This is a genomic window from Mycobacterium sp. ACS1612 (genome assembly GCF_001667505.1).
Classification (GTDB): Bacteria; Actinomycetota; Actinomycetes; order Mycobacteriales; family Mycobacteriaceae; genus Mycobacterium.
Genome location: NZ_LZHZ01000037.1, coordinates 149,467 through 173,984, shown reverse-complemented (window position 1 = coordinate 173,984; position 24,518 = coordinate 149,467). Strand labels below are relative to the sequence as shown.

The following is a 24,518-nucleotide window of genomic DNA, read 5'->3' as shown; positions in this document are numbered from 1 at the left end:
GTTAGAGCCCAACGTGATCCGCGTAGACCAGCCGCTCGCTGGTGGACAGCCCCCGCTCGCCCGGCTTCGGGTCGGCGGCGAGCACTTCGAACTCCTCGACCAGCACGCGCAAGTCATCCGACGTGCCAGGCGTGAGAAGCTGTTCGGCAGGTTCCAGCTTCAGTGCCCCTGTCCACGACGCTTTGAATGCGGTCGCGTCGACGCCCGCCAGCTCACACGAGACCGACCGCACGTCGGTCCAATCGAGATCGGATTTCGCCCCGGCGGCCCGCGCCTGCAGCGTGGCACTGACCCGGCGGGACTTCGCGAGCCCGACCCGCAGTGACGTGCTGTCGGTGGGGGCCACGGGTTTCTCTGCGCCCGGTTCCGCTGTCACCGCGGTGACTCCGGTCAGCGTGATACGTACCTCATCTGCCTCGGGCCGGCTCAGCGTCGCGATCCGTTCGGGGGGCAGTTGCACGAAGTCCGTCGCGACGACTTCGGAAAACTCTTTCCCGGCAATCGAGTTGGGCTGATACCGAGCCAGCGAGAGTCGCAGGAACGACCACACCGCCGTGGCCGAGTCGAGAACCACGTCGACGAACCACCGCTTCCGGCCCTTGTGGAATTCCGGCTTGAACATGTAGGCGTTGACCACCTTGTCCCGGTCGGCGAACTGATCGGACTTGCGCTGCTTGACCACGTGCATCACCGGTCGGCCGGGTCCTTCGAGCGGTGTCATGGCCAGTTGGGCTGCGCGCTGCTGCCACGCCGGCAGCACCGGCACTTCAAAGGAGTTCGCCATCGCCGGTCCGGCCAGGATCGGGTCACGCGCCCACAGGCTGACCTTCTCGTCCGGTGTCAGCCCCGGATCTCCCGTAGTCAGGACGGCCAACAACTCTCCGCTGCCGCTCGAATACCAGGGGCGTTCCAGCCAGATGCGGACACCGCTGCGCCGGATTCGGCGAGTCGCGAACGGGTGATCGGGTTCAGACGTCTGCTCCCACATGAACATCGGGATCACGGAGTGCACCACAGGTGGTGCGGGCACCGCGCAGCTGGGAATGTTCACGGCGACTTCGTTGCCCGCGGATTCAGGGTCGTCTGCGGGCGGAAGTTCGGTGGGCGCGAAGAACTCCCGGTATCGCGATGTGCCATGCAGCCGGTAGTTGACCACTCGCGCCCTGGTATCCGGCAACTTGTGGATTGCCGTCCGGACGGCGACTTCCGATGTGCGGTCACCGACGTGCTCGGCATCGGACTGCAATGTCAGCAGGGAGTACCGTTCGTGCTCCTCGATCCGGTGATCGACGACGATCTCCTTGGAACTGACAAGGGTGGTTTCGTCGGTAGCGGGATCGTCGATCAGATCATCCCAGCGCGCACGAAGCTCGACCTTTTCGGTGCTGGCGCCGTGCACGTCGATGACGCCGTCGAGGTTGGCGGTCGGGATGTCGGCTGCCCGTGGTTGCGCCAGCAACCGGGTGATCATCGGGGGGCGGGCGGGCCGCGCAGTGGCATGGACCAGCCGCAGGCTCTCATCCGGGGTCAACCACCACAGCCAACCGTCTCGCGCCGCGCGAGCGAGCGTGTCGCGGTCTGCCTCAGGCACATTCGGATCATGCACAGGATGCAGCTTCCACAACGCCATCTTGTCCAGATGGTCGGCATCCAGCGTGGTGGAGAACGCCACCGCCACCTGCTCGCCTGGAGGCAAGCCGACGTTGATGACGTTGCCGTCCTGCTTGGCATCCAGTCGCGGCGCGGTGTGCAGCACCAACCGCAACGGTTGCAGCTCCGGCCACTGACCGGCGTACTTGATCGCGACCGACTGAAGGACGCGGGGATTGGCCATGCGGTGATCGGCGCCCGCTTCGTAGAACACCAGCGCCACACCGTGGGCCATCGGGTCCGGCAAGTAGGGCAGCACAAGGTTGTCCACGTCGTGAACGATGTACTGCCCTTCGGCCGGTTGCTTGTCGTGCTTCGGGTCGTTGGTCGGATTCTGCAGGTCGTCGAGATCTACGAGGCCTGTGGCGCCGGGGGTGGCCAGCAGCGCCATGCCCGGTTGGACGATCGTCGCAGTGGGGGAGTTGAGGTCCTGGATCCGGGTGTGGAAAAGATTTCCGCGTTCCTTCAGCGCGATCGCGTACGCGCGCGCGTGGTTGCCCGCCCGCATCAGTGCGTCGAACCGGCCGTCGAGTTCAGCCTCCATCTGGCTGCCCTTCGGCGGCACGACGTGGCGCTGGCAGAGCCCAGGATCTCCGACCAAGCCCGTCCGAATGACCATCCGCTGCAACGACTCCCCGGCTGTGTACGCGACGCGGGGCACCAGCGTCGGTGCCGGGATCGGATCCCACCGATAGAACGGTCGCGGCGTGCTCACCGTTTGCGGATCACCGGAGTCGGCGAACAATCCCGCCAATCCTTCCGGCTCGATGTCCAACTGGGGGTTCATCCGCACCGCCGACGCGTGTTCAACCGCCGACGCGGACGCGCGTTCGATCTCACCGGGAGTGCCTTCGGCTTGCGGCGCCCGTGGCCGTGCCAGTCCGCTGTCGCGCAGCGATGCGAAGACACCGGCCTGCTCGCGTTGGGTTACGTTGGCACGCAACGCGTCCAGGTGCGCCTGCGCGGCCGCGACCAGCGGTGTGTCGGGTTGTCCCGTCGGCAGCGGATCCATCGGCACACTGTTGCCCGCCAGATCGACCCCGGCGATCCGGAACGAGTACTTGCGGCCGTAGCGCAGTGCCGGAAGCGAACCCTGTGCCGCGGTGGAATGGACCTCGATACCGGGCGGTTGCCCTGCTTGGTCGCTGACCTGCTCGGCGTTCGTGGTGACGTCTTCCTCGCCGTCCTTGTGGATGACCATTTTGCCCGGCTTGGGCGCTGACAGGCTCCAGCCGTCCCATCCGGCCAGCACCTCGTGGACGTAATACGGGTTGTTCTCGTTGCCCGGAACCCGGTTCATCGGCGGGTTCTGCAGGAAGCCGATGTCGCGGGCTCCGCCCAGGATCGCCGCATCGGCGAACGACGCGTCCACCCGTCGTTCGTGCAGGCTGTGCCAGACCTTCGTGGCGTCGTCCCACACCTCGACCCGGCTGCCGCGCAGCAGCCCCTCGTAGTGGAATTGGTGGCGCGACTGCGCAGTGCCCGGCACCTCGACCACTGGTTCGAGTTGTTCGGATTGTTGCAGGCGGGTCTTCAGGTCGTCGGGACGGTTCAGCTCGGCGACGCAGAATCCCGTCGCGCGCAGGCCCGCCGGGGCGAACGTGCTGCGGTCGCCGTTGGCCTCCGTGGCCAGCGCGCGGACCACGTCGCGCAGCAACTGCTCGAGCTTGAGTCCGGCCGCGTCGGGGTCAAGGTCCAACACCCGGTACCGGTCCGGGTCGCCGAGTGCGAGTCTCCCGGTCCGCCACCGGTCGCTGGTCGGCTTGGCGAGGAAGCGGGAACCTGCTGTCATGCAGTGTGTTTCGGGTGAAAGATACTCCTCGGCCCCGTCGACGATGACGTCACAACGGATGCGCGTCGCGGTGCGGAGGGCATCGAGATCGTGGACGCGGACGTCGACGACGAAGCCAAGGGTCCGCGCCAGCGTGGGCACGTTGGCCGTCGACGCTGCCCGCTCGTGGAAGTCCGGCGAGGCGTGCGGTGTGCGCGGCGGTTCCTTCTGCCCGTGGATGGGCCGTTGCTCGTACTTGCGGGCTTCTTCGGTACGGTTGTAATACTTCTGCGCGGCGTGCACGTCGGCGAGCATCTGCAGCATCGGCGTGGTGATCAGCCGCGGATCGGCGACGAGCCGATCAAGGAACGCGGTGATATCGGCGTCGAGTTCGCGATCAGCGAGCAGGAGTTCGATCGGCGAACGCCACGGCTGCGGTGTGATGACGTCGCGCACGCGGACGACAGGGCCGACGTCGGGTTCGAAGATCGCAGGCGTTGGACGATCCGGGCTGACGGCCGCGCGCGCATCGTTGTCCTGATCACGCGTCAGCACGGCGCGGTGATCGATTGCCGCTGCGCGGTATTGCCGAAGCGCGCGGATGACGCCGTTGCGCGGTCTCGCATCCTGGAATACGTCGAGCGTGGCCTCGGCGAGCGGATTGCCCGCGACGCTCGGCCGGTTGACCGGGCAGGAACATGCCGATGCGTAATGGGCATCCAACGCGTGGTCGCGCATCCGGTTGGCCGGAAATGACCGCCAGGAATTCTGCGTCACGGTCGGCTTCGGGAAGTCGCGAATCTGCGTGGTGGGGGGAAATGCTGTAATCCAGGCAGATTCAACCGGCGGCACGATCGAAGGATCGGGGTCGGGGTCGAGCAGCGGTGTGCAGTCGATCTCCGACAGACTCGAGTCGGTGTGTAGCCGGAAGGTGGCCTCGCGCAGCACCTTGACCCAGTTGACCATGGCTGGGTAGTCGGCCAGTGTGCCGCCGCCCTCTAGCCGATGGGAGAAGTACAGCGAGACGTGGAAGGGATCATTTGCGTCCACCGAAAACGGTAGAACGGTGGTCATCACCCGAGTGGTCGCCATGGCCTACGCTCCGATCGCGAACGAATTGAAGTACAAATCCCACATGCGCTGCCCGCCCTCGTTGGGCGGCATGATCATCAGCAGGGTCGGATCGCCCTTCGAGCCGGCCAGTTTCCGCTCGCAGGTGATCTCGACCGATGCGGAGAAGAAAGCGATTTCGATCTCCACCCGCAGGCTGGCCCGGCCGATGAGCTTGCCTGAACCGAAGTCGTAAGTCAGGGACAGTTCCAGGGTGATGGACGCCGATGCGATGCCAAGCACCTCGACTTCGCCGCGGATACGGAAGTATCCGGTCAGCTGCCCCTGTTCGCCTTCCAGCCGAAGGTAGACGCCGATCATCACGGATACCGAACCTGAGGCAACGCCGAGGTCGACGCTCAGCGAGGCACCGGCCTCAAGGCCCATCTCCAGCATCACCAAACCCTTGGGCGCCAACCGAATTGCGACCCATCCGCCGCCTCCGATGGCCATCACTGTCAGCCGGAACGGGGCCTCTTTGCTGCAGAATCCGAAGCCGACGGTGACGGCCTCGCCGAGGAACGGCACGCGGCAGTCAGCGGACAGCGCGATGTTCTCCAACGTGAATACGCCAACCGCAACGCTGGGCAGCGCGAGTTCGAACCCTGCCGTCGCGCCCTGGGGAGAGACATCGACGTAGGGCGGGTCGGCGAAGCCGTCGAACGGGATCAGCTGTCGCAGTTTTTCGATGAATCCCAGCGCACCGAGGAATTCCAGCTTGTCGAACTGGACGTCGACCTCGGGCTTGCCACCGGTGGCGACGCGGAACCCGACACGGCTGAAAACCATTGCCATCAAAGGCGCGCCGGGCAGCAGCTGCAGCCGGAAGTTGCGTAGTTGTGCGCTGACGTCGGACTGCGGTTCGCCCTGGGTGGGGATGCGGACCTCGACGGCGATCGCCAGCGCATTGTCGGGATCTGCGGGGATGAACACGCGGTTGTCGTCGCCCGGCGTCGGACCCCAGCCCTGGATGGTCGGTGTCCACTCGTAGCGAATCGTCGCGTTGTCGAGGGGGTTCTTCAGTGCATCGAGGAGCTTGTTGCTCTTCGCCACGTCCAGTGCGCCGGCCAGTGCCTTGTATGGCCGCTCGACCTGGGCGCGCAGATAGGCCGGTAGGAAAGCGCTGTCCGCGAGATCCTTCGCCTTGCCGGCGGCCGCGTGCAAGTCGGACGCCAGGTTCCCGACGGCGCCGACGTCACCGGTGACGGCCTTGGCCAACGAATCGATCAGCGGTTGAACTGGTTCGGCGGCCAGGTTGTCGATCGCAAGCTGACATTGGTCTCGCAGGGTCTGCAACCGTTGCTTGGCGCCAGCGGTCGTGGCCGCCGTGATATCGGCGTCGAGCGTGGTGCGTGCCGTCTGCAGTGCCGTGGCGAGATTCTGGTAACCGGCAAGGACGGAGCCGATGAAGTCGAGTTGGTCCGCGATCAGTTTCGGCGCCTCGGTCAAGGGCAGGTTCTTGACCAAGATGTCTTTGAGGTCGAACAGGCCGAACAACCGCGGCATGGCGTTGCCCAGAAACGCGTCGGGATTGAATACGCCTTGTTTGATGCCGTTGGCAGCACCCTTGTCGCCGACGGCCCCCTGCGTTCGCGACACCGCGTTGATCGCCACATTGGGCTCGATGAAGCCACCGCCCCTGTCACTGCCGCCGGTGAAGTCGAGCTTGCTCGCGGCGTCGAGCACAAGGAAGATCTGCGCTGGTTCATCCGTCACGAATCCGTTGGTGACATAGTCCTTTTCATACGTGACGGGTACCGGGCCGCCACCGCGATTGATCGCGGCCAGGGCGGGCATCGTGACGTGCGCCTTCACCATCCAGGGCGCGCTGGTGAACTTGTCGGCGTCGCCGGTGAGGTCCAGAAACTGTACTCGTGCTGTGGTGTCGCCTGGGACGTTCGCCTTGGCGAACGCCACCTCGGCGCCGCCGACGTCGATTGACTTGTTCTTGGCGATCTGTTGATTCCAGGTGTCCAAGGCTTTGGTGTGGAAGCCCTTGGGCACAGCCACCAGTGCGGTGGTCATCGTGATCTGGCGGCCGGCCCAGTCGACCGCGGTGATCTTCCATTGGTACTTGTCGGTGCCGACCGTCGGCACGAAGCAGTCCGCGGGCGGGTCGACGATCCCTGTCAGGTCCGGTGACACCACCGGGTCGATCGACACGGACCTGAATGGCAGTCGCCGGTCGTCGTAGCTGCGGGTGCGTTCGCGCAGAACGATGAAGAATCGCTTGAAAAGATGCGCGGCGTGATCGCCGTCGACGGCTTTGATTTTGCGTTCGGTGAGCTTGACCAGGGTGGCGCGGTGCCCGAACGGGAAGAGGTAGATCGGCCTTTCGACCCGCACGTAGGCGTCACGGCCCATCGGCGCGAGATGCCGATATGCCGACAACGCGTCGCCCAGGTATTCCTCGAACCGTGGCCAACCCGCGCGCCAGTCGATCCATGCGCCGAGCGCGGAGACGAACAACTTGTCGACCGTCAGCGGTTCGGGTTCGATGTCGGGCCCGTGTTCTTGGTTCGGTTTCGGGTTGGCGGTTTGGCGGACGATGGCCCGCCGGTCGGCGGGACCCAAGGAACCGTAGGTCGGGTCGGCATCTTGCGTGTCGTCGTCGTCCCGCGTCCACACCGCTCGCACCGTTCGGCGCGTGTCGTCGTCCTCGTCGACTTCAACGAACTCGCCGTCGACGACGCGGCGTACCCCGAGTCGGGAGTGCCACAGTTCGATCCGGCTGGAATCGCTTGGTGCCGCCGCGGCGTCGGCCGCATGGGTGAACCCGCCGTTGACGTCGGGCGACACGACCAGTCGATACGGCGCCTCGATCGCAGTCTGGTCTTCTTTCGGCGCGGAAGGTGGCACCAGCGCCTCGGGCGCACGCTGCCCGCCGGGCTCCAGCTTCGGCACCGCCAGCGGCGCAACCCGCAGTCCGAGTGTGGTCAACGCGGTCAGCACACCGGCCGTCGTGAACGGGATCTCGGTGCCCTTGGGTAGTTCGAATACGATCCGTGAATCGTTGGCGGCGCGGGAGCGGGCGATGTCGGGAGGAGTGGTCCCCGCCTCCGGTGCCTCCTCATAGATGTTCTGCGGGCCGAAGGTGACAATGAGGTGCGCGTCAGCGACCACCGCCACCAGTCGTGTGCCCTGCGCTGTCGGGCCGCCGATGCCGGGAATGACGAGGACCTGTCCGGGAAAGATGAGCGACGGGTTCGCGATGTTGTTGGCAGCGGCGATTTCCCTGTACCGGAACGGATTTCCGTAGAAGCGCTGCGCCAGATCCCACAAGGTGTCTCCCGCAACCACGACGTGCGTCACGGGTGGCGGAGGCGGTGGCGGACTGGGCCGTCGCGGGATGCTCAGCACTGTGCCGGGGAAGATCAGACTCGGGTTCGGGATGTGGTTGGCCTCCGCGATCAACCGGTACAGCCGGCCGTCGCCGTAATAGTGGACGGCCAGATTCCATAGGTTGTCGTCCTTGACGACGGTGTGCCGGGCCAGCGGCTCAGTCGGGACTGGCCCGTCGGTGACCACCCGGCAGCCGATGGCGGTGCACTGCACGTTCAACAGGTCGGCCGGGCGCAACAGCCGGAACGCGACCGGGTCCGGCGGCTCCTGTGGGTCGGGGTCCGGCCCCGGATCCGGCGGGGTGATGTCTGGAATTCGCAGCACCTGCCCGGCGAATATCCGGTCGGGGTCGGCGATGCCATTCGCCTGAGCGATGATCGGGAACTTGGTGGCGTCGCCGTAGAACCGCTGCGCGATACCGGACAGCGTGTCGCCGCGAATGACCGTATAGAAAGTGTCCATGGCTTCCCCCCGCCGCGCCATTCCTCGCCCACCGGCGAAACTACGGTCGACCGGCACCCCTGGCCTGAGTAGGTGACTACTCGATTTCAGCGCCGGATTGTGTTCTGGCGCCCGCGTATTGATCGCACTGTAGGCAGAGCAAATCGGTGGGTTCGTCGCTGAAGGGCAATATGGTGTCTTTCGGCAATTCAGGAGGATTTCGGCAAATCGGCCAGCGGCAACTGTTCACTCCGATTCGAATTCGAGTAGTCGAGTACTCATGGCGCCGCATCGGTGCGGATCTACCGTCGATACATCGATCCAGATCGGTGATAGGAACTGCAGTGGCATACATCGGCTGCACCATCAAGCAAGTACCGCCTGACAGGCTTCTCGAGTCGGCGGCGAGGGCCATCGACATCAACCCGGCGAACGCGCCCAACACCGCACTGCTACCACGGGAATTCACGCCGTCGCCGAAACAGCTGGCGGTGATGACTCAGAACTACTGGGGACCCGAAGGCGTCCGGCTGACCGTCGGATTCCTCGACAATCCGTCGGCCGAATTGCAACGTCGAATCCTCTCGCACATGAACGCGTGGGGCGCATGGGCGAACGTGGTGTTCACCGCGACCAACACGGACCCTCAGGTGCGGATCGCCCGCATACGCGACGACGGCTACTGGTCGTACCTGGGGACCGACGTGCTGTCGATCCCGGCCGCCGAGCCGACGATGAACCTCGACAGCTTCACGATGAACACCACCGACTCGGAGTTATACCGCGTCGTCCGGCACGAAACCGGTCATACGCTCGGCTTCCCGCACGAGCACATGCGCAAGGCGATCATCGACCGTATCGACCGGGACAAGGCGATCGAGCTCTTCATGCGCACGCAGGGCTGGTCGCGCCAGGAGGTCATCGAGCAGGTGTTGACGCCTTTCGCGGCGTCAGCGCTGCGGGCCACCGCCGCCACCGACGAGAACTCGATCATGTGTTACGACCTTCCTGGCAGCATCATGAGGGACGGCATCGCAGTGCCGGGCGGGGAGGACATCGGCAATCTCGACGCGGCTTTCGCGGCCAAGCTGTACCCGGGACCGGTGTCGCCGTCCGGGGTGTGGCCCAACGGCAAGGTCTACCTGTTCAAGGGCGAGCAGTATGTGAGCTACGACGTGGCGTCGGACAAGACAGACCCTGGTTATCCGGTCGACATCTCCGGGCAATGGGAGGGTTTCCCGGCCGAGTTCAATGAGGGTGTCGACGCGGGCGTCATCTGGACCAACGGAAAGGCCTACTACTTCAAGGGTTCCCAGTTCGTCCGCTTCGATCTGCCGGCCGAGCGAGTCGACCCCGGCTACCCGAAGTCGATCTCGTTGAAGTGGCCGGGGGTGTTCACCGAGGACATCGACGCGGTCGTGGTCTGGCCCAACGGCAAGGCCTATTTCTTCAAGGGTGCGGAGTACATCCGGTATGACATCGCCCGCAATAAGGTCGACGCAGGCTTCCCGGCTCCGATCGCGGGCAATTGGCCGGGGATGCCGGACGATTTCACGTCGGGTATCGACGAAGCCGTGGTGTGGAACGACGGCACGGCCTACTTCTTCAAGGGCCCGCAGTACGTCCGCTACGACATCGCGGCAGACCGCGTCGAGCCGGGTTACCCGAAGCCGATCGCGGGCAATTGGCCCGGAGTTTGGGCCGATGGCGTCGGTCGCTGAGCGTACGCTGTAGCCACAGTGTCCAGCTAGGTGGGGGAGATGGACATGACGATCACCACGGCGGCAAGCGGGGGCGCGGCCATCACACCCGGCAACGGTGAGACGCGCGAAAAGTCCCATCTGCCAACCAGATCAGACGCGGCCTCGATAGCGGGTCCCCTGGTGCCCACACCGCGGCGCCGGCGCCTGCGCACTTTTGCCTTCGACCCGATGTCGACCCGGCTGTCCGGGCGATATCTGACCATCAGCGTGCCGTACGAGACGATTCTCCGGAAAGGGCCGCAGGGCAAGCTGCTGCGCGTCGTCGACTACGACCCGGTGCACAAAACCTGGTATGCGCTCGTCGATCTCGATGATGCATTCATTCTCGCGCAGGACGGCCTGCAGCCGTCTGAGGGCGACCCGCGGTCACACCAACAGATCGTCTACGCCGTGGCGTCCAGTGTCATCGAACGATTCGAGCGCTACCTCGGCAGGCGGTTCCGTTGGCGCGGTCAGAACAAGCTGTCCCTGGTGCCGCACGCCTTCGAGGGGCGCAACGCGTACTTCGATCCGAAGAGAAGGGCCGTGCTTTTCGGCTACTACCGTGCCGACGCCAACGACCCGGGGGCGAATCTGCCTGGGCAGGTCATCTTCACCTGCCTGTCGTCGGACATCATTGCCCACGAAGTCACCCATGCGATCGTGCACCGGCTGCGCCCATATTTCGCTGAGGCGACCAATCGTGACGTTTTCGGGTGGCATGAAGCTTTCGCCGATCTGATCGCGCTGTTCCAGCACTTCGCCTACCGGGAGGTCGTCCTCGAAGCAATCGCGTCGACATCCGGCAGCCTCGAAAAGGGAAGAGCCCTTTTCGATCTGGCATCGGAGTTCGGCCAGTCCACCGGCCGTGGCGCGGCACTCCGGTCAGCCATCAATCCCGACATACCCGCCGGCCAACTCCGGTCGCCGGATCGTTTCGACAACGCGACCGAACCCCACGAGCGCGGCGCGATCTTCGTAGGCGCGGTGTTCGACGCGTTCCTCGATCGCTACCAAGCCGCCGTCGCCGACCTGCTCCGCATCGCGACGAACGGTACCGGAGTACTGCCAGAGGGAGCGCTTCACCCAGACCTTGTCGCGCGGGTCACCACCGACGCGATCCGGACCGCTGACCGCTACCTCGCGATGGTTGTCCGGGCGTTCGACTACCTGCCCCCCGTTGATGTCACATTCGGCGACGTCATCCGCGCGATCGCGACATCGGACCATGCCCTCTATCCGACTGACACGCTGCAATTGCGCGGCAACCTGATCGAAGCGTTGCGCCGCCGCGGCATCTACCCGGAGCGCGTCGATTCGCTGACCGACAGTTCGTTGTGCTGGCCGGGTGGTAACGGCCTGAACCTGTGTGACGGCCAGCCCGAGGTGCCGCTGGAGACGCTCGTCATGGAGGCGTCGATGAACCTCGACACCGACGCCAATTACGGTGTCGTGGAACCGAAAGCGGTCTACCGGCAGTTGACGAAATGGGCGCACAACCACGCGGTGCGGATCGGGCTGGAACCCAACCACACGATCGCGGTCGCCAGCTTGCACGTCGCCTACCGGCAGGCCGAGGACGCGCAGCCGCGCCCTGAGATCGTCGTCCAGTTCACCCAGCGGCGCAAAGACCTCGAGGAGATCGAGCAACCCGACCTGCCGGACGAAGCCCGGACCCCGCTGCGCGCAGGGACGACCCTGATCGCACGGGTCAACGGCGAAGTGCAGCACATCATCTCCAAGCCGCTGCCGTTGAAGAACCCGGGCACCGACGAGGACTCGCGCTACGTCAACATGTTCGGCGAGGACCGTCTGGAGAAGATCAGAAACTACTTCGGTGAGGTCTCGGAGGCCGATCCGTTGACCGCCTGGAGCGATGAGCCTGCCGTGCACCGGCTCAATTTCGCCAACCTGCACTCGAACTGTTAGGCGGATCCGCGATGACTATGACAAGCGAGACCACCACCGGAACCGTCGAGGTGCGGATGTACAACGTCGGGTTCGGCGACGCCTTCCGGATCACCGTGAAACGCAATGGATCCACGTGGCGGATGCTGGTCGACTGCGGTGTGCATTCGCACGGCGCTGCGCGGCCATTGAAGGAGTCGGTGAAGAACATCATCGATGACCTGAAAGCCGACTGTGGCGGCACGGCGCGCCTCGACGTCGTGGTGGCCACCCATCACCACCGCGACCACATCCGCGGGTTCGCCGAAGACGATTGGGCCGAAGTGGAGGTCGACGAGGTCTGGCTGCCGTTCGTCGAAAACGAAGACGACGACGATGCCAAGAGCCTGCGTGAGGCGCAGCGGCGGACCGCGCTGAAGTTGGCGATGCTGATCGGGGAACGTCAGCAGAAACTGGGCGCCGAAGGGGCCAGGGCGAATCCGTCGCTGGCACAAGCCATGGCGATGGCGCAGAACTCGCGAGGCAATGCCACCGCCACCAACCGATTGTTGGGACGCGGCCTTGGCTTCGCCAACCCCCAGCACGCCGTGCGGTACCTGCCGGATATCGACCCGGTGAAGAACACGGTCCGATTCGACGGATGCGGTGTCGTCGCACACATTCTGGGCCCGCCTCGCGACGCCGCGATGCTCAAGAAGATGGACCCGCCCAGGAACGCCGGATGGCTCACGCTCAACCTCGACGACGTCGTCGACGCTGAAGTCGACGGTGACGAGCCGCCCAAGGCAACCGAGCGGGCGACCGAGGACGGCATGCGGCTGTTCAACAAGAAGTACGTCGTCGCCGATACACAGGTGCCGCGCGAACTGCTTGACGCGCGGGCCAAGCTCGACCTGGACGGGTTGAGCAACGACATGGGTCTGCTGGCGGCGGCGTCCGTGCTCGAACAGTCTGTCAACAACACCAGCCTGTTCTTCGTGCTCGAGGTCGGCGGGCTGCGGCTGCTGTTCCCCGGCGACGCTCAGTACGGCGCCTGGGAATCGGTTCGTACCGATCCGAGATCGTTGGAGCTGATCAGCAGTGTCGACTTCTACAAGATGGGCCACCACGGGTCACACAACGCGACGCCGATGTCGTTCATCGAAAAACAGTGGAACAACAGGCCGGGCGACGTGATGGTCCCGTGGGGGCTGGTCAAGCTGTGGAAGGACTCCATTCCCTATCAGCCGTTGATGGATGCGCTCACCACCGAACATCATCGGGTGATCAAGCCGAACAAGAACACCGTCGGCGACAACCCGGCCAGTGACCTCGTCGAGACCGAGTGGTGGTCTCAGCTGACCTTCAAGGTGGGTCAGTGAGCGATCTGTTCCAAGCCGCGGGAAACGCAGACCCCGCCTATCATGCGCTGATCATCGGCGTAAGCCGCTATCCCCATTTATCCGGCGGCACTGGCCCTTTGACCGATGAGCCATTGGCGGCCGGGTTGACGCAGTTGCGAGCAGCGGCTACCTCTGCCGTGCGGGTGGCTGCGTGGATCCGTGACAACCTCGAACACCCCACTGCCAGCAAGGGATCGATCCGGTTACTGGTCTCACCCTCCGACAACGAGGTGCCGTTACCGCACGGCATCACTGCACCGCCGGCGACATACCAGAACGCGTCTGATGCAATCACAGCGTGGCGCAGGGATGTCCGCGCCAACGCAGATAACCTGGCGATCCTGTACATCGCCGGTCACGGCATACAGACCGGCTTCGGTGGTGGAATCCTGCTGCTGGAAGACTTCGGCGCGCCCAACGCGCCGACCCCGTTGCACGCCGCCATCGATGTTGAATCGGTGCGACGAGGGATCGTCGCCGACCCGAACCGACCGGCCACCGCAACACCCAAGCTCCAGTTCTACTTCTACGACGCATGCCGAATCGACCCTGAGGCCACGGCGAGCTACGAGACACTTTCTGCGGGCATCAGACTGGACGGTCCGCGCGGGCCCGAGGCGGAGGCGTCGTGGGTGTGTTTCGGTGCGCGGCCCAAGGATTACGCGTTCGCCGATCCCGCGCGACGAGCCACGTTGTATTCGCAGGCGTTGATCGAGTGCCTGGAAAGCCGAGCGCCCGTCGAAAACGACGGGTGCACGGTGCAATTCAATGAGCTCACCTCCACGTTACGGCAGGTGGTCAAAGACCTTGGCAGGCAATACGGCGAAGAGCAGCGGACCACGCTGGGGGGCGACGGCGACCTCGATGTAGCGGTTCATCGTCGTCCGCAAGTTGCCGCGGGCGCAGGCATGCCGATACCCGCCTGGGCTCCCACCTTCGATGTGGATTCACCACTGGGCCAGTTGCGGTTCGTGCGTATCGCGGTACATCCGCAGCGGCCGGTGTCGGTGCGACTGGCGGGCAACATTCTGGCCAGCGAGACTCGAATGCTCACAGACAAGCCACTCGAATTGGCGGTCGGCAACTACGAGGCCGTTGTGCCGTTGCCGTGGGGCGGAGAACACGTCCACGGATTCGTGGTGACACCGGGAGACAGTGAACTCGTCATCGATGTCGAAGTGCCCTCGGACCAGTTGACCGCGCCGCCGGAACTCGGCCTGGTGCCCATGCCTTGGTACATCAGGTTCTTCCGATGGGCGGACGGCGCATTCCGTCTGCACGAGTCTCCGCCGCCCCTGCAGTCGTACACCCCATCTGCGGGAGTGAACGACCTGCACAGGCTAACGATCCGTGACATGTGGACGGCACCGGTGTTCTTCCAGATCGAGTCCGACGGCGGGCAGCAGTCGCCGATGGTGGCCCTACCGATCGGCGGCGGACGCGCGCCCTGCGAGGTGTACGTCGGCGTGGGATTCGACAAGGTGACCGCGATCGCCCGTCCAGGCGATGAGGAAGTGAACACCATTGCGGGATACCTGAATTCGGGCCGCGCGGACCGAGCGGTGATGAGTATGGCCACCACCGCCGAGGACATGCTGCGAGAGAAGATGGCAGACCCTATAGGTGCGATCATCGGCGGCTACGCGCTGCTGAAGTTGCACGAACTGGACCGCATGCACAATTGGCCGGACAATCTCGCCGAGATCTTCGACCTGTTGCCGGACGGCCCGGTTATCGCCGGTGTCCTCGCGGCGCGGCGCGGCGACGACGAAGTGGCCGCTGGCTGGTTCAGGACAGCGATCAAGCGCGGCATCCCGATCTTCTCGGAGGGTCTGTCGCTGCTTGCCGCCGAGAGCAATGCACTGAGACAGCCACAGCTCGGCGACGCCCTCGACATCGCCGAGGTTGCCCGGACCGCGGCGGCTCTCGCGCCGTTGGCCGACTTCTCCGCACTCTGCACGACGCTGCACGTACATGAGCGCCTGATGGCCGATGTTCCGCCGAACGCCGGCTGGAAGCAGGTCGGGCCGCCGCGCGGCGATTTCGATAGAGGATGGGTGGATCGATGAGTGAGGCGACGTTCCTACTGCACGCCCTGCCAGCCGGTAACGGCGACGCGTTGGTGCTCGAGTACGGCACCGACGGTCAGATGAGCCGAATACTGATCGACGGCGGTGTCGGGCCGGCCGCGGCCGCCGTCGGCCAGTTCCTCGGTGCGAATGCGGATCTCGATCTGCTTGTGGTCACCCACATCGACAACGATCACATCGCAGGAATGGTCAAGCTGTTGAAACAGACTGATCCGCCTGCGCCGAAACAAGTGTGGTTCAACGGGTTCCGTCATCTTCCGGATACCGCATTGGAGCCGATGGGGCCGATCGAGGGCGAGAAGCTCACCACTCTCATCGTCGACCGCGGATATGCCTGGAATACGTCCTTCGGAAAGGGGCCGGTCGCCATCACCGAACCCGCCCCCGCGAAGCCACCGACGCCAGACCCGATCAACGGTCTGCGGTTCACGGTGCTGTCGCCCGGCATGGAGCAACTGCGGAAACTTCGCAAGGGCACCAATTGGGCCGACATCGTGCGGGCCGCGGGGTTGGATCCGCACGTTCCGCCCCCTCCGCCCCCTCCGCCTATGTCCGGGGCGGAGCGGATGGGACCGCCCGACGTCGATGCGCTAGCCGATCAGAGCACCGAAACCGATGACACCGTCGCCAATGGCAGCACGATTGCCCTGTTGGCCGAATTCTCCAACCGCACTTGCCTTCTCGCCGGTGACGCACATCCGGATGTGCTGATCGCCGGTATCGATCAACTCGTCGGCGCGGGAAATGCGCTCGACGTCGATGTTTTCAAGTTGCCTCACCACGGCAGCAAGGCCAATGTCACCCGCAACCTGCTGTCTCGAGTGCGCGCCCACACGTATGTGTTCTCCACCGATGGCAGCGGCAATCAGAGGCATCCCAACGATCAAGCGGTCGCGCGGGTCATCAAATACGGCGGTCCCTCACCGGTACTGGTCTTCAACTATCGATCGGATCGAAACAGCGTTTGGGATAGCGACACACTGCGCGACAAGTGGGGTTACCAGACCGTCTACCCGCCCCAGGGCAAGCCGGGAATCCTAGTCGACTTGCTCGCGATCGAGAGGTGAGTGAAGTGTCCAAGAACATCCTGATCTGCCTGGATGGAACGAAGAATCAGGTAGAGGCGAAAGAGGTCACCAACGTCTTCAGCATCGCCGAGTTCGCCGATCTGACCAATCCAGCCGAGCAGGTGCTCTACTACGGCCCCGGCGTCGGCACCATGGCCCCACCCAGCGCTTGGACCGGACTGGCGCAGCGGGTTTCGTTGGTCGGAGGATTGGCGCTGGGCCACGGCATGCGACAGGACATCGCCGAGGCGTACACCTACCTGATGAACACGTGGGAACCCGGCGACAAGGTCTTCGTCTTCGGTTTCAGCCGTGGCGCGTACACCGCCCGGGCCCTCTGCGGGATGCTGTACCGGATCGGGCTGTTGCGGCCCGGGTCGGACAATCTGGTTCCCTACGCGGTGCGCACCTACGCACGCAAACCCGGCAAGGACTCCGACCTCAGCAGGACAGAGGGTTGGGGCCGGATGAAGAAGTTCGCCGAGGGCCTGTCGCGACAGATCGAGGGCGAAAGCTTCGCGTTCCCGGTGGAGTATCTCGGCCTCTTCGACACCGTCAAGGCCACCAAGGCTTTCGGCCGCGACATCCGCTGGCCCTACACTCGGCAACTGCCCAACGTGCGGGTGGTGCGGCACGCCGTTTCGATCGATGAGACCCGGCCTCAGTTCGTGGAGTACCTCGTCAAACCCGATTCGGAGGAGAAGTACCCCTCGCTGGAGGAAGTGTGGTTCGCCGGCGTCCATTCCGATGTCGGTGGCGGATTTCAAGACAAAAAGCTTGTGCTGTCGAAGATCCCGATGCGCTGGATTCTCGACGGCGCCATCAGATGCGGACTCAAGGTGCGGTCGGGGAAGTACCGTTATCACCTGACCAACTTGGGCGAAGCCGAGGCATGTTCGGGCATGCGCAGAAACAGCACAACCTGGCGGTTCCTTCAGGCACCTTGGCGAGCAGCGGTCAAGCCATGGCGGACCCGACCCATCCCCGACGGCGCAACCATCCACAGCAGCGTCGAGATACGCATGGCCAAGATGAATCCCAAGTATCAGCCGCGGCTACCGGACAAATTCACTGTCAACGACGAGCCGTGGTCCGGGCCGCCACCCCCAGCAGAGGTGTGAACTACCCGCGACCGCCCTTGAGTATCAACGCAGCGAGTTCCTCGCGGTCGTTGATGTCGAGCTTGGTGCACGCGCGGTACAGATGACCCTCGACCGTACGCACGGACACCGTGAGCCGGTCGGCGATCTCGCGGTTGGTCAACCCCGCGGCGGCGAGGTTGGCGATCTCGCGCTCCCGCACCGTCAGCGGCAGCGGGTGAGACGCCAAATTCAACGCGGGCGTGCGGATCCCACCGCATTCGGCCGCTAGCCGGTTCGCCACCGCGGCGGCCTCCACGCTCCGCCGGCGATCGTCTGCAGCCTCGAACAACACCGCAGCCTGCGCCGCAGCGTCAGCCGCCGACAGCAGCGCGCCGAGGTCCTCGAATTGTCCTGCCGCCGCGGCCATTCCCGTGGCATCGCCGTTGCGAAGCGCTTCGGCATGCGTCGCGATGACAGCCGCGAGCCTGCCGCCGGTCGCAGTGGCGACCTCGACCAGCTCGTCCAGACAGGTCGAGTCGCCGAACCGGACCGCGTCGTGCAGCGCCAACATCTGAATCGCCCGCTGCCCGGAGTCCGCCGCTTGATGCGAAGCCTCGAGCGCGAATCCTATTGCCGCGCTGACATTCCCCTCCGCGGCGGCCAACCATGCTTCCGCGATCTTCAGTTGCGGCCCGAACACCGCGACGTGCCGGCCGTACCGCGTCTTGACCTCGGCCATCATCCTGGCGCCCGGTTCCGCTCTGCCGAGCGCGCAGTAGGACTGGGCCAGCAGCAGCCGCGCCGGAAAGCTCCACGACGAGGCCGACTCCGCTGTGAGCGCCGCGACGGTCTGCTCCATCCTGGGCACCGTGTCGGCGAACACCCCGCGGGCCACACCGACGGTGCCCATCAGCACGTTGGCCATGCCCCACGCCAGGTACTGGCCCGCCGAGGTGATCCGGATGATGTCGGCGGAACGCTGTGCGGCAGTGTCGAAATCGCCCGCCAGGGTGAGAGCCTTGACTTCGCCGAACGCCGCCAGATACCGCAGCAGCCCGTCGACCTTGTTCTCGACCTGATGCCCGCGCGACGCGACGGCTGCCACCTCGTCGTCGCGGCCCATCAGTGCCAGCGCCAATGCGCCGCCGAAGGCCGCCCACTCGACCGCGGTCGGATGGGCAGTCGGGTCGGCAAGCACCCGTCTGGACAGCGCGGTGGAGTCGACAAGCTGGTTCTCGAAGGTCCGCGATGCGGATGCGACACCGTCGATCATCAGCCGCAGCCGGTCGTCGGTGACCTTCTCGTACAACAGTTCCAGCACTTCGTCGGCGCTCTCGGCATCGCCCATCGACCAGTGCAGGTTGGCGATTCGCGCCAACCCCCAACGCACCAGATCGAGTTCGTCCATCACCTCGGGCTCGAAAGAACTCAATGTCTCCTCGGCTTCGGCCGCCTTGCCCTGCCACAGCAGCGACCGGGCCAGCAGTTCGCTGGCGACCAGCCCGGCGCCGCGGTTCACCGCGGCCCGCGCCAACCGCTCACCGAGCGTGACGTTCGTCAGTGCGATCGCGTCGCGTGCCGCGCTTACGAGCAGGTCCACCTCCGGCTGCTGATCGCTGTCGAGGGTCAACTCCGCCAACCGGATTCGGTCTGCCGGGCCGCTCAACGGCTGGCCCTGGAGTGCCTTGACCACCTCGCCGCGCAGCCGCCTCGCCGCCGCCATGCCCAGCCGCCGCCGGATCACCTCGCCGAACAGCGGGTGGTTGAACCGTGCTTCGATGCTGGAGTGGTCCTCGGCGATGCGGATCAGTCCGCGGGACTCCGCATCCTCGACGGCTTCCGCGCCGACGATGTCGGTGAGCGTGTCGAGGTCGAGCGGCTCGCAGAACGTCAACAGCCGCAGCGCGTGCAGGACGTTGTCGGGTAGCTGCTCGATTCTGGCATCCAGCAGCGATGCGAGCTCGGACGTGACCGCGGTGCGGCCCCGGAGCTGCCACACGCCGCGAACCTGACGCAGCGTGCCTGCTTCCAGGGCGCCCTCGACCAGATGCCGGACGAACAGGGCGTTGCCGCCGGATGCTTCCCACATCAGATCCGCGGACAGGCCCTCGACGCGGCCGCCCAGAGCCGATTCGATCAGCGAGACGCACTGGTCTCTGGTGAACGGCATCAAGTGCAGCCGCTGCAGATAGCCGTCCTTCCACAGCGATGTAATGGCGTCGGGTACCGCCTCGCCGGCCCGCACGGTGGCCACGATGCGCACCTGGCCGTCGAGCGCCAGTTGATGCAGCAGCGTCGCGGACAGCTGGTCGAGCAGGTGCGCGTCGTCGACGCCGATCACCGAATGCCCCTCGGCCAGAATGGTCTCTCGCGCCGCGGACAGGAACGCCACCGGATCCCTGGACGTCGCGGCGCCCACCAGGTGGGCGAAGACACCCAGCGGGATGCTGCGCGCCGATTCGGTGCCAGCCACCCACTGCACCCGCGACGGCAGGGACTGCGTCACCAGCCGCGCCAACGTCGTCTTGCCGACGCCGGCGTCGCCGATCAGGACGATGCCGCACACACCGGTTTGCTCCGCCAGCGCGCTGTGGATCTTTGCGAACTCGATGTCGCGCTGGACGACTGGCCATCCGTGGGCCACCGCTTCAACGGTCATGGGACGAGTCTGCGGGCGATTCATGGCGCTGATGCGAGTAGAGGGCTACGCGAATCACGACGCCGCGGCGGCGAACTCCGCCTGCCGTGCCTGCGCGGCGGGTTCGGTGTGCACCAGCCGTTCGCTGCGGGCCAACCAGTCGACGTCGGCCCACACCACGTGGGAGGGTAGACGCCGCCAGTATTCGGGATGCGCCCGCAGATAGATGTCGACGCTGGCGTGCACCAACGCATCGGCAGGCGGCCTGCGCAGCGAAAGCGTGCGGGCACTGCCGGCGAGGGCGTCGTATTGGGTCGGTGCGGGCGCATCGGACTGGCTGGGATCACGCATCGCGACGCCGGCCCGCACCGCACCGTCGAGCACCCAGTCCAGCGCGATGTCGGCCAGCGCCCAGCACGCACCCGACCCGCCCGCGATATCGCAGTGCGCGCCGCGGAACCAGACCTCCTCGACGCAGTCCGGTGACGACACCAGATGTGCGCCGCCGAGCCGGCCGTCGATCGCGACCGCGTGCCTGCCGTCGACCACATTCGTCAGCGGTACACCCGACGGGTGCCGATCAGGCACGCTGATCATGTCCCAGAGCCCCAGAAACTGCACCGGAACACCGGTCTGAGGACACCCGGTCAAGCTGGCGGCCAGTTTGGTGAGCCGCCTCCAGTCCTGCGGATCGCGATGTGTCCGCGGTACGGAGTAGGCGGCGAGTACGTAGTCCATCAGATCGGGCAGCAATCCGACGGTGCCGAGCAGTCGGGTCAGTGCGCGCGCGCAGTACGCCCCGCGACCCACACCGAACAGGTAGATCCGATCGCCCCGATCCCAATTGTCGACCAGGAACTCGTAGGCGTCGGCGATCGTGGCGCGCGTTTCCTGGGCTGCGTTGCGGCGGTATCGCAGTCGGTCCACGTTGCTCTGCGGGTGCACCGGCGTGCCCGAGTGATACCAGTTGAGCTGTGCATCGCTCTCGTCGAGCAATTTCAGCAACGCCTCGGCGTTGGTGGCATCTCGACGCACGCGATCGAAGCACAGCACGATGTTCTTCACGACGACCCCCGACGGAAGTGTTTTCGCTGTTGGGATTAGTTTGCTCCGCAAAAATCGCCGTGTCCTGCGTATTGCACTACTCGAATTGCGAACCCCTTCGAATTCGCTACAGGGCGACCTCGGTGGGCGCGGAATCCGCGAGCGTGATGCCGCACGCACGTCCGAATTCCTCCGCCGTGAGCCCGTCCGCAGAGTTCATATCGCAGCGGCCGAACGGTGGTGCGCCCTCCGGCAGGCCGCCGCCGTAGCCGGATCCGTCGGTGTATTGGTGAGCCACCTTCCCGGGGTACGGCGGGTTGCGCCCGTAGGCCGCGACGACGAGCCGGATGCCGGGTGGTTTGGCCGGCCACAAGGTGTTGAGGTCGCCCACGTTGCCGTAGCCGATCACCTTGGCCGTCGAGCCTACGAACGCACCGACGGCCTCGTAGGCGGCGTTGATGCCCGCCGACCGGTCACCGCGGACCTGCCCTCCCCACGACTCGATGTCGATCATCACCGTCATCTTCGGATGCGGCGCACCGACCATGTCCGTGAACGTGTCGACGGTTTGCTGCCAATTCGGCCGCCAGACGAAGTACGCGATGAAGAACGTCAGCCGCCCGCTGTCGGCGTTGCGCAGACACCATTCATAGTTGTTGTCCCACCGGCGATCTCGATGCGTCCCGTCGTTGGACCGGATGCACAACACCGGATACGGATAACTGTCATCGACGCCGACCTGCCACTCGGACACATCGGCGTAGAGCGTGTCAGGCACGCCTTTCAGTTTGCGCGACGACTAGGCTCCCATCAGCATCCGCCACTGGTCCAGATTGCTGGCCCGGTACACATAGTTGGTGCGTTTCACCTCTGACAGCGACGCGCTCGGCTCGGCCGAATACCAGTGGCCAGGAAACACCGTGGGGTCGCCGGGCAACTGCGCCAGCGCCTGCAGGCTGTGGTAGATCGCCTCGACGTCACCGCCGGGAAAGTCGGTGCGCCCGCAGCCCTCGAGGAACAGCGTGTCGCCAGCCACCAGTCGCCCGTCGAGCAGGAAGCACTGGCTGCCCGGGGTGTGCCCCGGCGTGTGCAGCAACTCGATGTCGATGTCGCCGACACTGACCACATCGCCGTGCTCGTGTGTGGTGAGCTCCGAACGCGCGATCCCGGTCACCCGCGAAACCCAGTCAGCCTCAAGGGAATTCACGTGTACAGGCACGCTGGTGCGCTCCAGCAGCTCAGCAAGGCCCTTGAGTTCGAAGCCCATCATCGACCCGCCGACGTGGTCGGGGTGGTGGTGGGTGACCAGCACCCCGGACAGGTGCATGCCGTCGGCTTCCAGCGCGTCGACCAGATCGCCTGCGGCGTAGGCCGGGTCCACCACGACGGTGTCGCCGGTCTCCCGGTCGCCGATCAGGTAGGCGAAGTTGCGCATCTGCGCTGCGATCATGTCGCCGGCCGCGAAGTCGCGTCCGGAGAGCAGCTGCCGAAAATACAGGCGGTCAGTCATGACTTCAGACTAGGTTGCGGTGGTCTTCAGCCGAACCATGCGGGTGGTGCTGCTCTCGTCGAGTTCGACGATGTCGCTGCGCGACCGAAGGAAGTCGCTGAACGACTTGAACCCCAACGACTTCTCGGAGAACGAGGGGTCCATGCGCTTCATCTGGGCCTTGACCGCGGAGTTGTGCAGCCAGTCCGCGTCGTCCTTCTCGTGGCCGATGCGCAGCGCCCGCTCCAGCAGCCCGGTCGCGGCGGCCTGCGGGTCAGGCTGCTCCGACTCGTCGTCCGCCTCCGGCGCCTTGGCGCGTTTGGCCCGCTTCTTCGGTGCGGCCACCGGGACACCGGGCAGCGCGTCGTAGGTGACGAACTCGTCGCATGCGGCCGTCAGCGATCGGCTGATCGAGCCGGTGATGCCGATGCCGACCACATAGCGGCCGAGGCGTTTGCAGCGCTGCGCCAGCGCGATGTAGTCGGAATCGCCCGCGACGATCACCACGTGGGTCAGGTCGGGCAGCCGGAACATGTCCTCGACCGCGTCGACGGCCAACCGAATGTCGGCGCCGTTCTTCGCGTAGGCGGCGGCGGGGAAGAGCTGAACCAGGTCGACGGCCCGACCTACCAGCTGGCCCTGATACTCGGCGTTCACGTCGGCCGACCAGTCGGCGTAGGCCCGCGTCAGCACCAGCGTCCCGAACGACGAGGCGAAATCGATGATGGCGCCGACATCGACGACCGCCTCGGTGAGGCGCCCTGGTCGTTTGTGGAACCCGGCTGCCCTGTCGCGCTGAAACGAGTTGCGGCCGTGCACCTGGTCGTAGCGGGAGATGACGATGTTGTCGAAGTCGAGGTAGACCGCCACACGCGGCGTGTTGGGTTCGGTCATCCGTCTGTCCTATCACCTCGGTATCCGCGGCGCGCCGCCATCGAACTGGTGGCCAACCGAGTTCCAATTGCTGCGTGAGCCGACACGCCGCACCGCGCAGGCGGTCGGGGCGCGAGCTGGGCCTGCTGATCGGGCTGGGCGTGACGGTGGTGGCGGCGATCGGCGTCGTCGTCGCGGGGGTGGTGCTGGCGGTCAGGATGGATGTCGACGAACCGGCCGTCGCGGCGCAGACCACCAGCGCCGAGGCCGCCTCAGCGCCTCCCGCCCCCTTGCCCGCGGTCCAGATCCCCGCGGCCGACGTGGCCGCGCCCGAGGTGGCGCCGGGCGAGTTCGTCGTCGTCCAGATGACAGTGACGAACGTCGCCGCCGAGCCGCGCACCTACACCGGGTCGTTCCACACGCTCTCGGACGGCGCCACCGCGTATACGCCTGACGACGAGGCCTGGCTGTACTTCGGCAACCTGCCACCCAGGCTCAATCCCGGGGAATCGACGGACAGCTCTGTGGTGTTCGACGTGCCTGTCGGCGCAGACGTCGAATCAATAGAACTGCACGACGGGCCCGGTTCGACCGGGGTCACGGTCCATCTGTAGCGGCGCGACGACCTGCGGTTTGGCACGACAATCCGCGAGAATGTACCCTCTTTAAGGCCCACGCCGCTGCTGCGAGGGTCTGGCCCCCTTAGCTCAGTCGGTAGAGCGTTTCCATGGTAAGGAAAAGGTCAACGGTTCGATTCCGTTAGGGGGCTCGGTGGTCGCCAGTAGGTGGCACCCGGATGGCGGTGTAGCTCAGCTGGTTAGAGCGCACGACTCATAATCGTGAGGTCGGGGGATCGAGTCCCCCCACCGCTACAGGACACGAAGGCATT

The 24,518-nt window shown here is 65.4% G+C and carries 14 protein-coding genes and 2 tRNA genes; 9 read left to right on the top strand and 7 right to left on the bottom strand.

Annotation, left to right across the window (positions count from 1 at the left end):
- Nucleotide 1: 1 nt before the first annotated feature.
- Both A5724_RS17440 and A5724_RS17435 read right to left on the bottom strand, forming a co-directional pair.
- Nucleotides 2–4,495, bottom strand: a complete 4,494-nt coding sequence (locus tag A5724_RS17440; RefSeq protein WP_156752332.1) for a hypothetical protein — start codon at nucleotides 4,493–4,495, stop codon at nucleotides 2–4.
- 21 nt (nucleotides 4,496–4,516) lie between these two features.
- Nucleotides 4,517–8,335, bottom strand: a complete 3,819-nt coding sequence (locus A5724_RS17435; RefSeq protein ID WP_067804408.1) for a LysM peptidoglycan-binding domain-containing protein — start codon at nucleotides 8,333–8,335, stop codon at nucleotides 4,517–4,519.
- Between the two features lie 323 nt (nucleotides 8,336–8,658).
- On the opposite strand from A5724_RS17435, the gene A5724_RS17430 reads away from it, so the two are divergent.
- Genes A5724_RS17430 through A5724_RS17405 form a run of 6 tightly spaced genes read left to right on the top strand, consistent with a single transcriptional unit; the run spans nucleotide 8,659 to nucleotide 17,624 of the window.
- Entirely contained in the window at nucleotides 8,659–10,035 is a 1,377-nt protein-coding gene (locus tag A5724_RS17430; protein ID WP_067804405.1) for a hemopexin repeat-containing protein, read from the top strand.
- A 45-nt stretch (nucleotides 10,036–10,080) separates the two neighbouring features.
- Complete coding sequence (locus A5724_RS17425) at nucleotides 10,081–11,985, top strand: hypothetical protein (RefSeq protein ID WP_156752331.1); 1,905 nt, start codon at nucleotides 10,081–10,083, stop codon at nucleotides 11,983–11,985.
- 11 nt (nucleotides 11,986–11,996) lie between these two features.
- Entirely contained in the window at nucleotides 11,997–13,325 is a 1,329-nt protein-coding gene (locus A5724_RS17420) for a hypothetical protein (protein WP_156752330.1), read from the top strand.
- Nucleotides 13,322–15,415 (top strand): caspase family protein, encoded by a 2,094-nt coding sequence (locus A5724_RS17415; protein WP_197518698.1) that lies wholly within the window; start codon nucleotides 13,322–13,324, stop codon nucleotides 15,413–15,415. The genes A5724_RS17420 and A5724_RS17415 overlap by 4 nt, the downstream gene beginning before the upstream one ends.
- On the top strand, nucleotides 15,412–16,503 hold the full coding sequence (locus A5724_RS17410; protein WP_067804396.1) for a ComEC/Rec2 family competence protein: 1,092 nt from the start codon (nucleotides 15,412–15,414) through the stop codon (nucleotides 16,501–16,503). Before A5724_RS17415 ends, A5724_RS17410 begins: the two co-directional genes overlap by 4 nt.
- Nucleotides 16,504–16,508: 5 nt before the next feature.
- A complete protein-coding gene (locus tag A5724_RS17405; RefSeq protein ID WP_067804623.1) occupies nucleotides 16,509–17,624 on the top strand; it encodes a DUF2235 domain-containing protein in 1,116 nt (371 codons plus the stop codon).
- A 1-nt stretch (nucleotide 17,625) separates the two neighbouring features.
- Here the strand turns inward: A5724_RS17405 and A5724_RS17400 are convergent, their stop codons facing one another.
- The 5 genes from A5724_RS17400 to A5724_RS17380 all read right to left on the bottom strand — a co-directional run bounded on the left by A5724_RS17400 (nucleotide 17,626) and on the right by A5724_RS17380 (nucleotide 23,650).
- Entirely contained in the window at nucleotides 17,626–20,244 is a 2,619-nt protein-coding gene (locus A5724_RS17400) for a LuxR family transcriptional regulator (protein ID WP_067804392.1), read from the bottom strand.
- Nucleotides 20,245–20,298: 54 nt separating this feature from the next.
- A complete protein-coding gene (locus A5724_RS17395; protein WP_067804389.1) occupies nucleotides 20,299–21,288 on the bottom strand; it encodes a DUF2235 domain-containing protein in 990 nt (329 codons plus the stop codon).
- A 106-nt stretch (nucleotides 21,289–21,394) separates the two neighbouring features.
- Nucleotides 21,395–22,045: a hypothetical protein gene (locus A5724_RS17390; RefSeq protein WP_067804386.1), complete on the bottom strand. Its 651-nt coding sequence runs from the start codon at nucleotides 22,043–22,045 to the stop codon at nucleotides 21,395–21,397.
- 21 nt (nucleotides 22,046–22,066) lie between these two features.
- The gene (locus tag A5724_RS17385) at nucleotides 22,067–22,777 is read right to left on the bottom strand and encodes an MBL fold metallo-hydrolase (RefSeq protein ID WP_067804384.1); all 711 of its coding nucleotides are present in this window, start codon (nucleotides 22,775–22,777) and stop codon (nucleotides 22,067–22,069) included.
- 9 nt (nucleotides 22,778–22,786) lie between these two features.
- The gene (locus A5724_RS17380) at nucleotides 22,787–23,650 is read right to left on the bottom strand and encodes an NYN domain-containing protein (RefSeq protein ID WP_067804381.1); all 864 of its coding nucleotides are present in this window, start codon (nucleotides 23,648–23,650) and stop codon (nucleotides 22,787–22,789) included.
- 74 nt (nucleotides 23,651–23,724) lie between these two features.
- On the opposite strand from A5724_RS17380, the gene A5724_RS17375 reads away from it, so the two are divergent.
- The 3 genes from A5724_RS17375 to A5724_RS17365 all read left to right on the top strand — a co-directional run bounded on the left by A5724_RS17375 (nucleotide 23,725) and on the right by A5724_RS17365 (nucleotide 24,501).
- Nucleotides 23,725–24,243 carry a DUF4352 domain-containing protein gene (locus tag A5724_RS17375; RefSeq protein ID WP_067804378.1) on the top strand — a complete coding sequence of 173 codons (519 nt, stop codon included), beginning with the start codon at nucleotides 23,725–23,727 and terminating at the stop codon, nucleotides 24,241–24,243.
- 82 nt (nucleotides 24,244–24,325) lie between these two features.
- Nucleotides 24,326–24,398: transfer RNA gene (locus A5724_RS17370), tRNA-Thr, on the top strand.
- Between the two features lie 29 nt (nucleotides 24,399–24,427).
- Nucleotides 24,428–24,501, top strand: a tRNA-Met gene (locus tag A5724_RS17365).
- Nucleotides 24,502–24,518 lie beyond the last annotated feature (17 nt).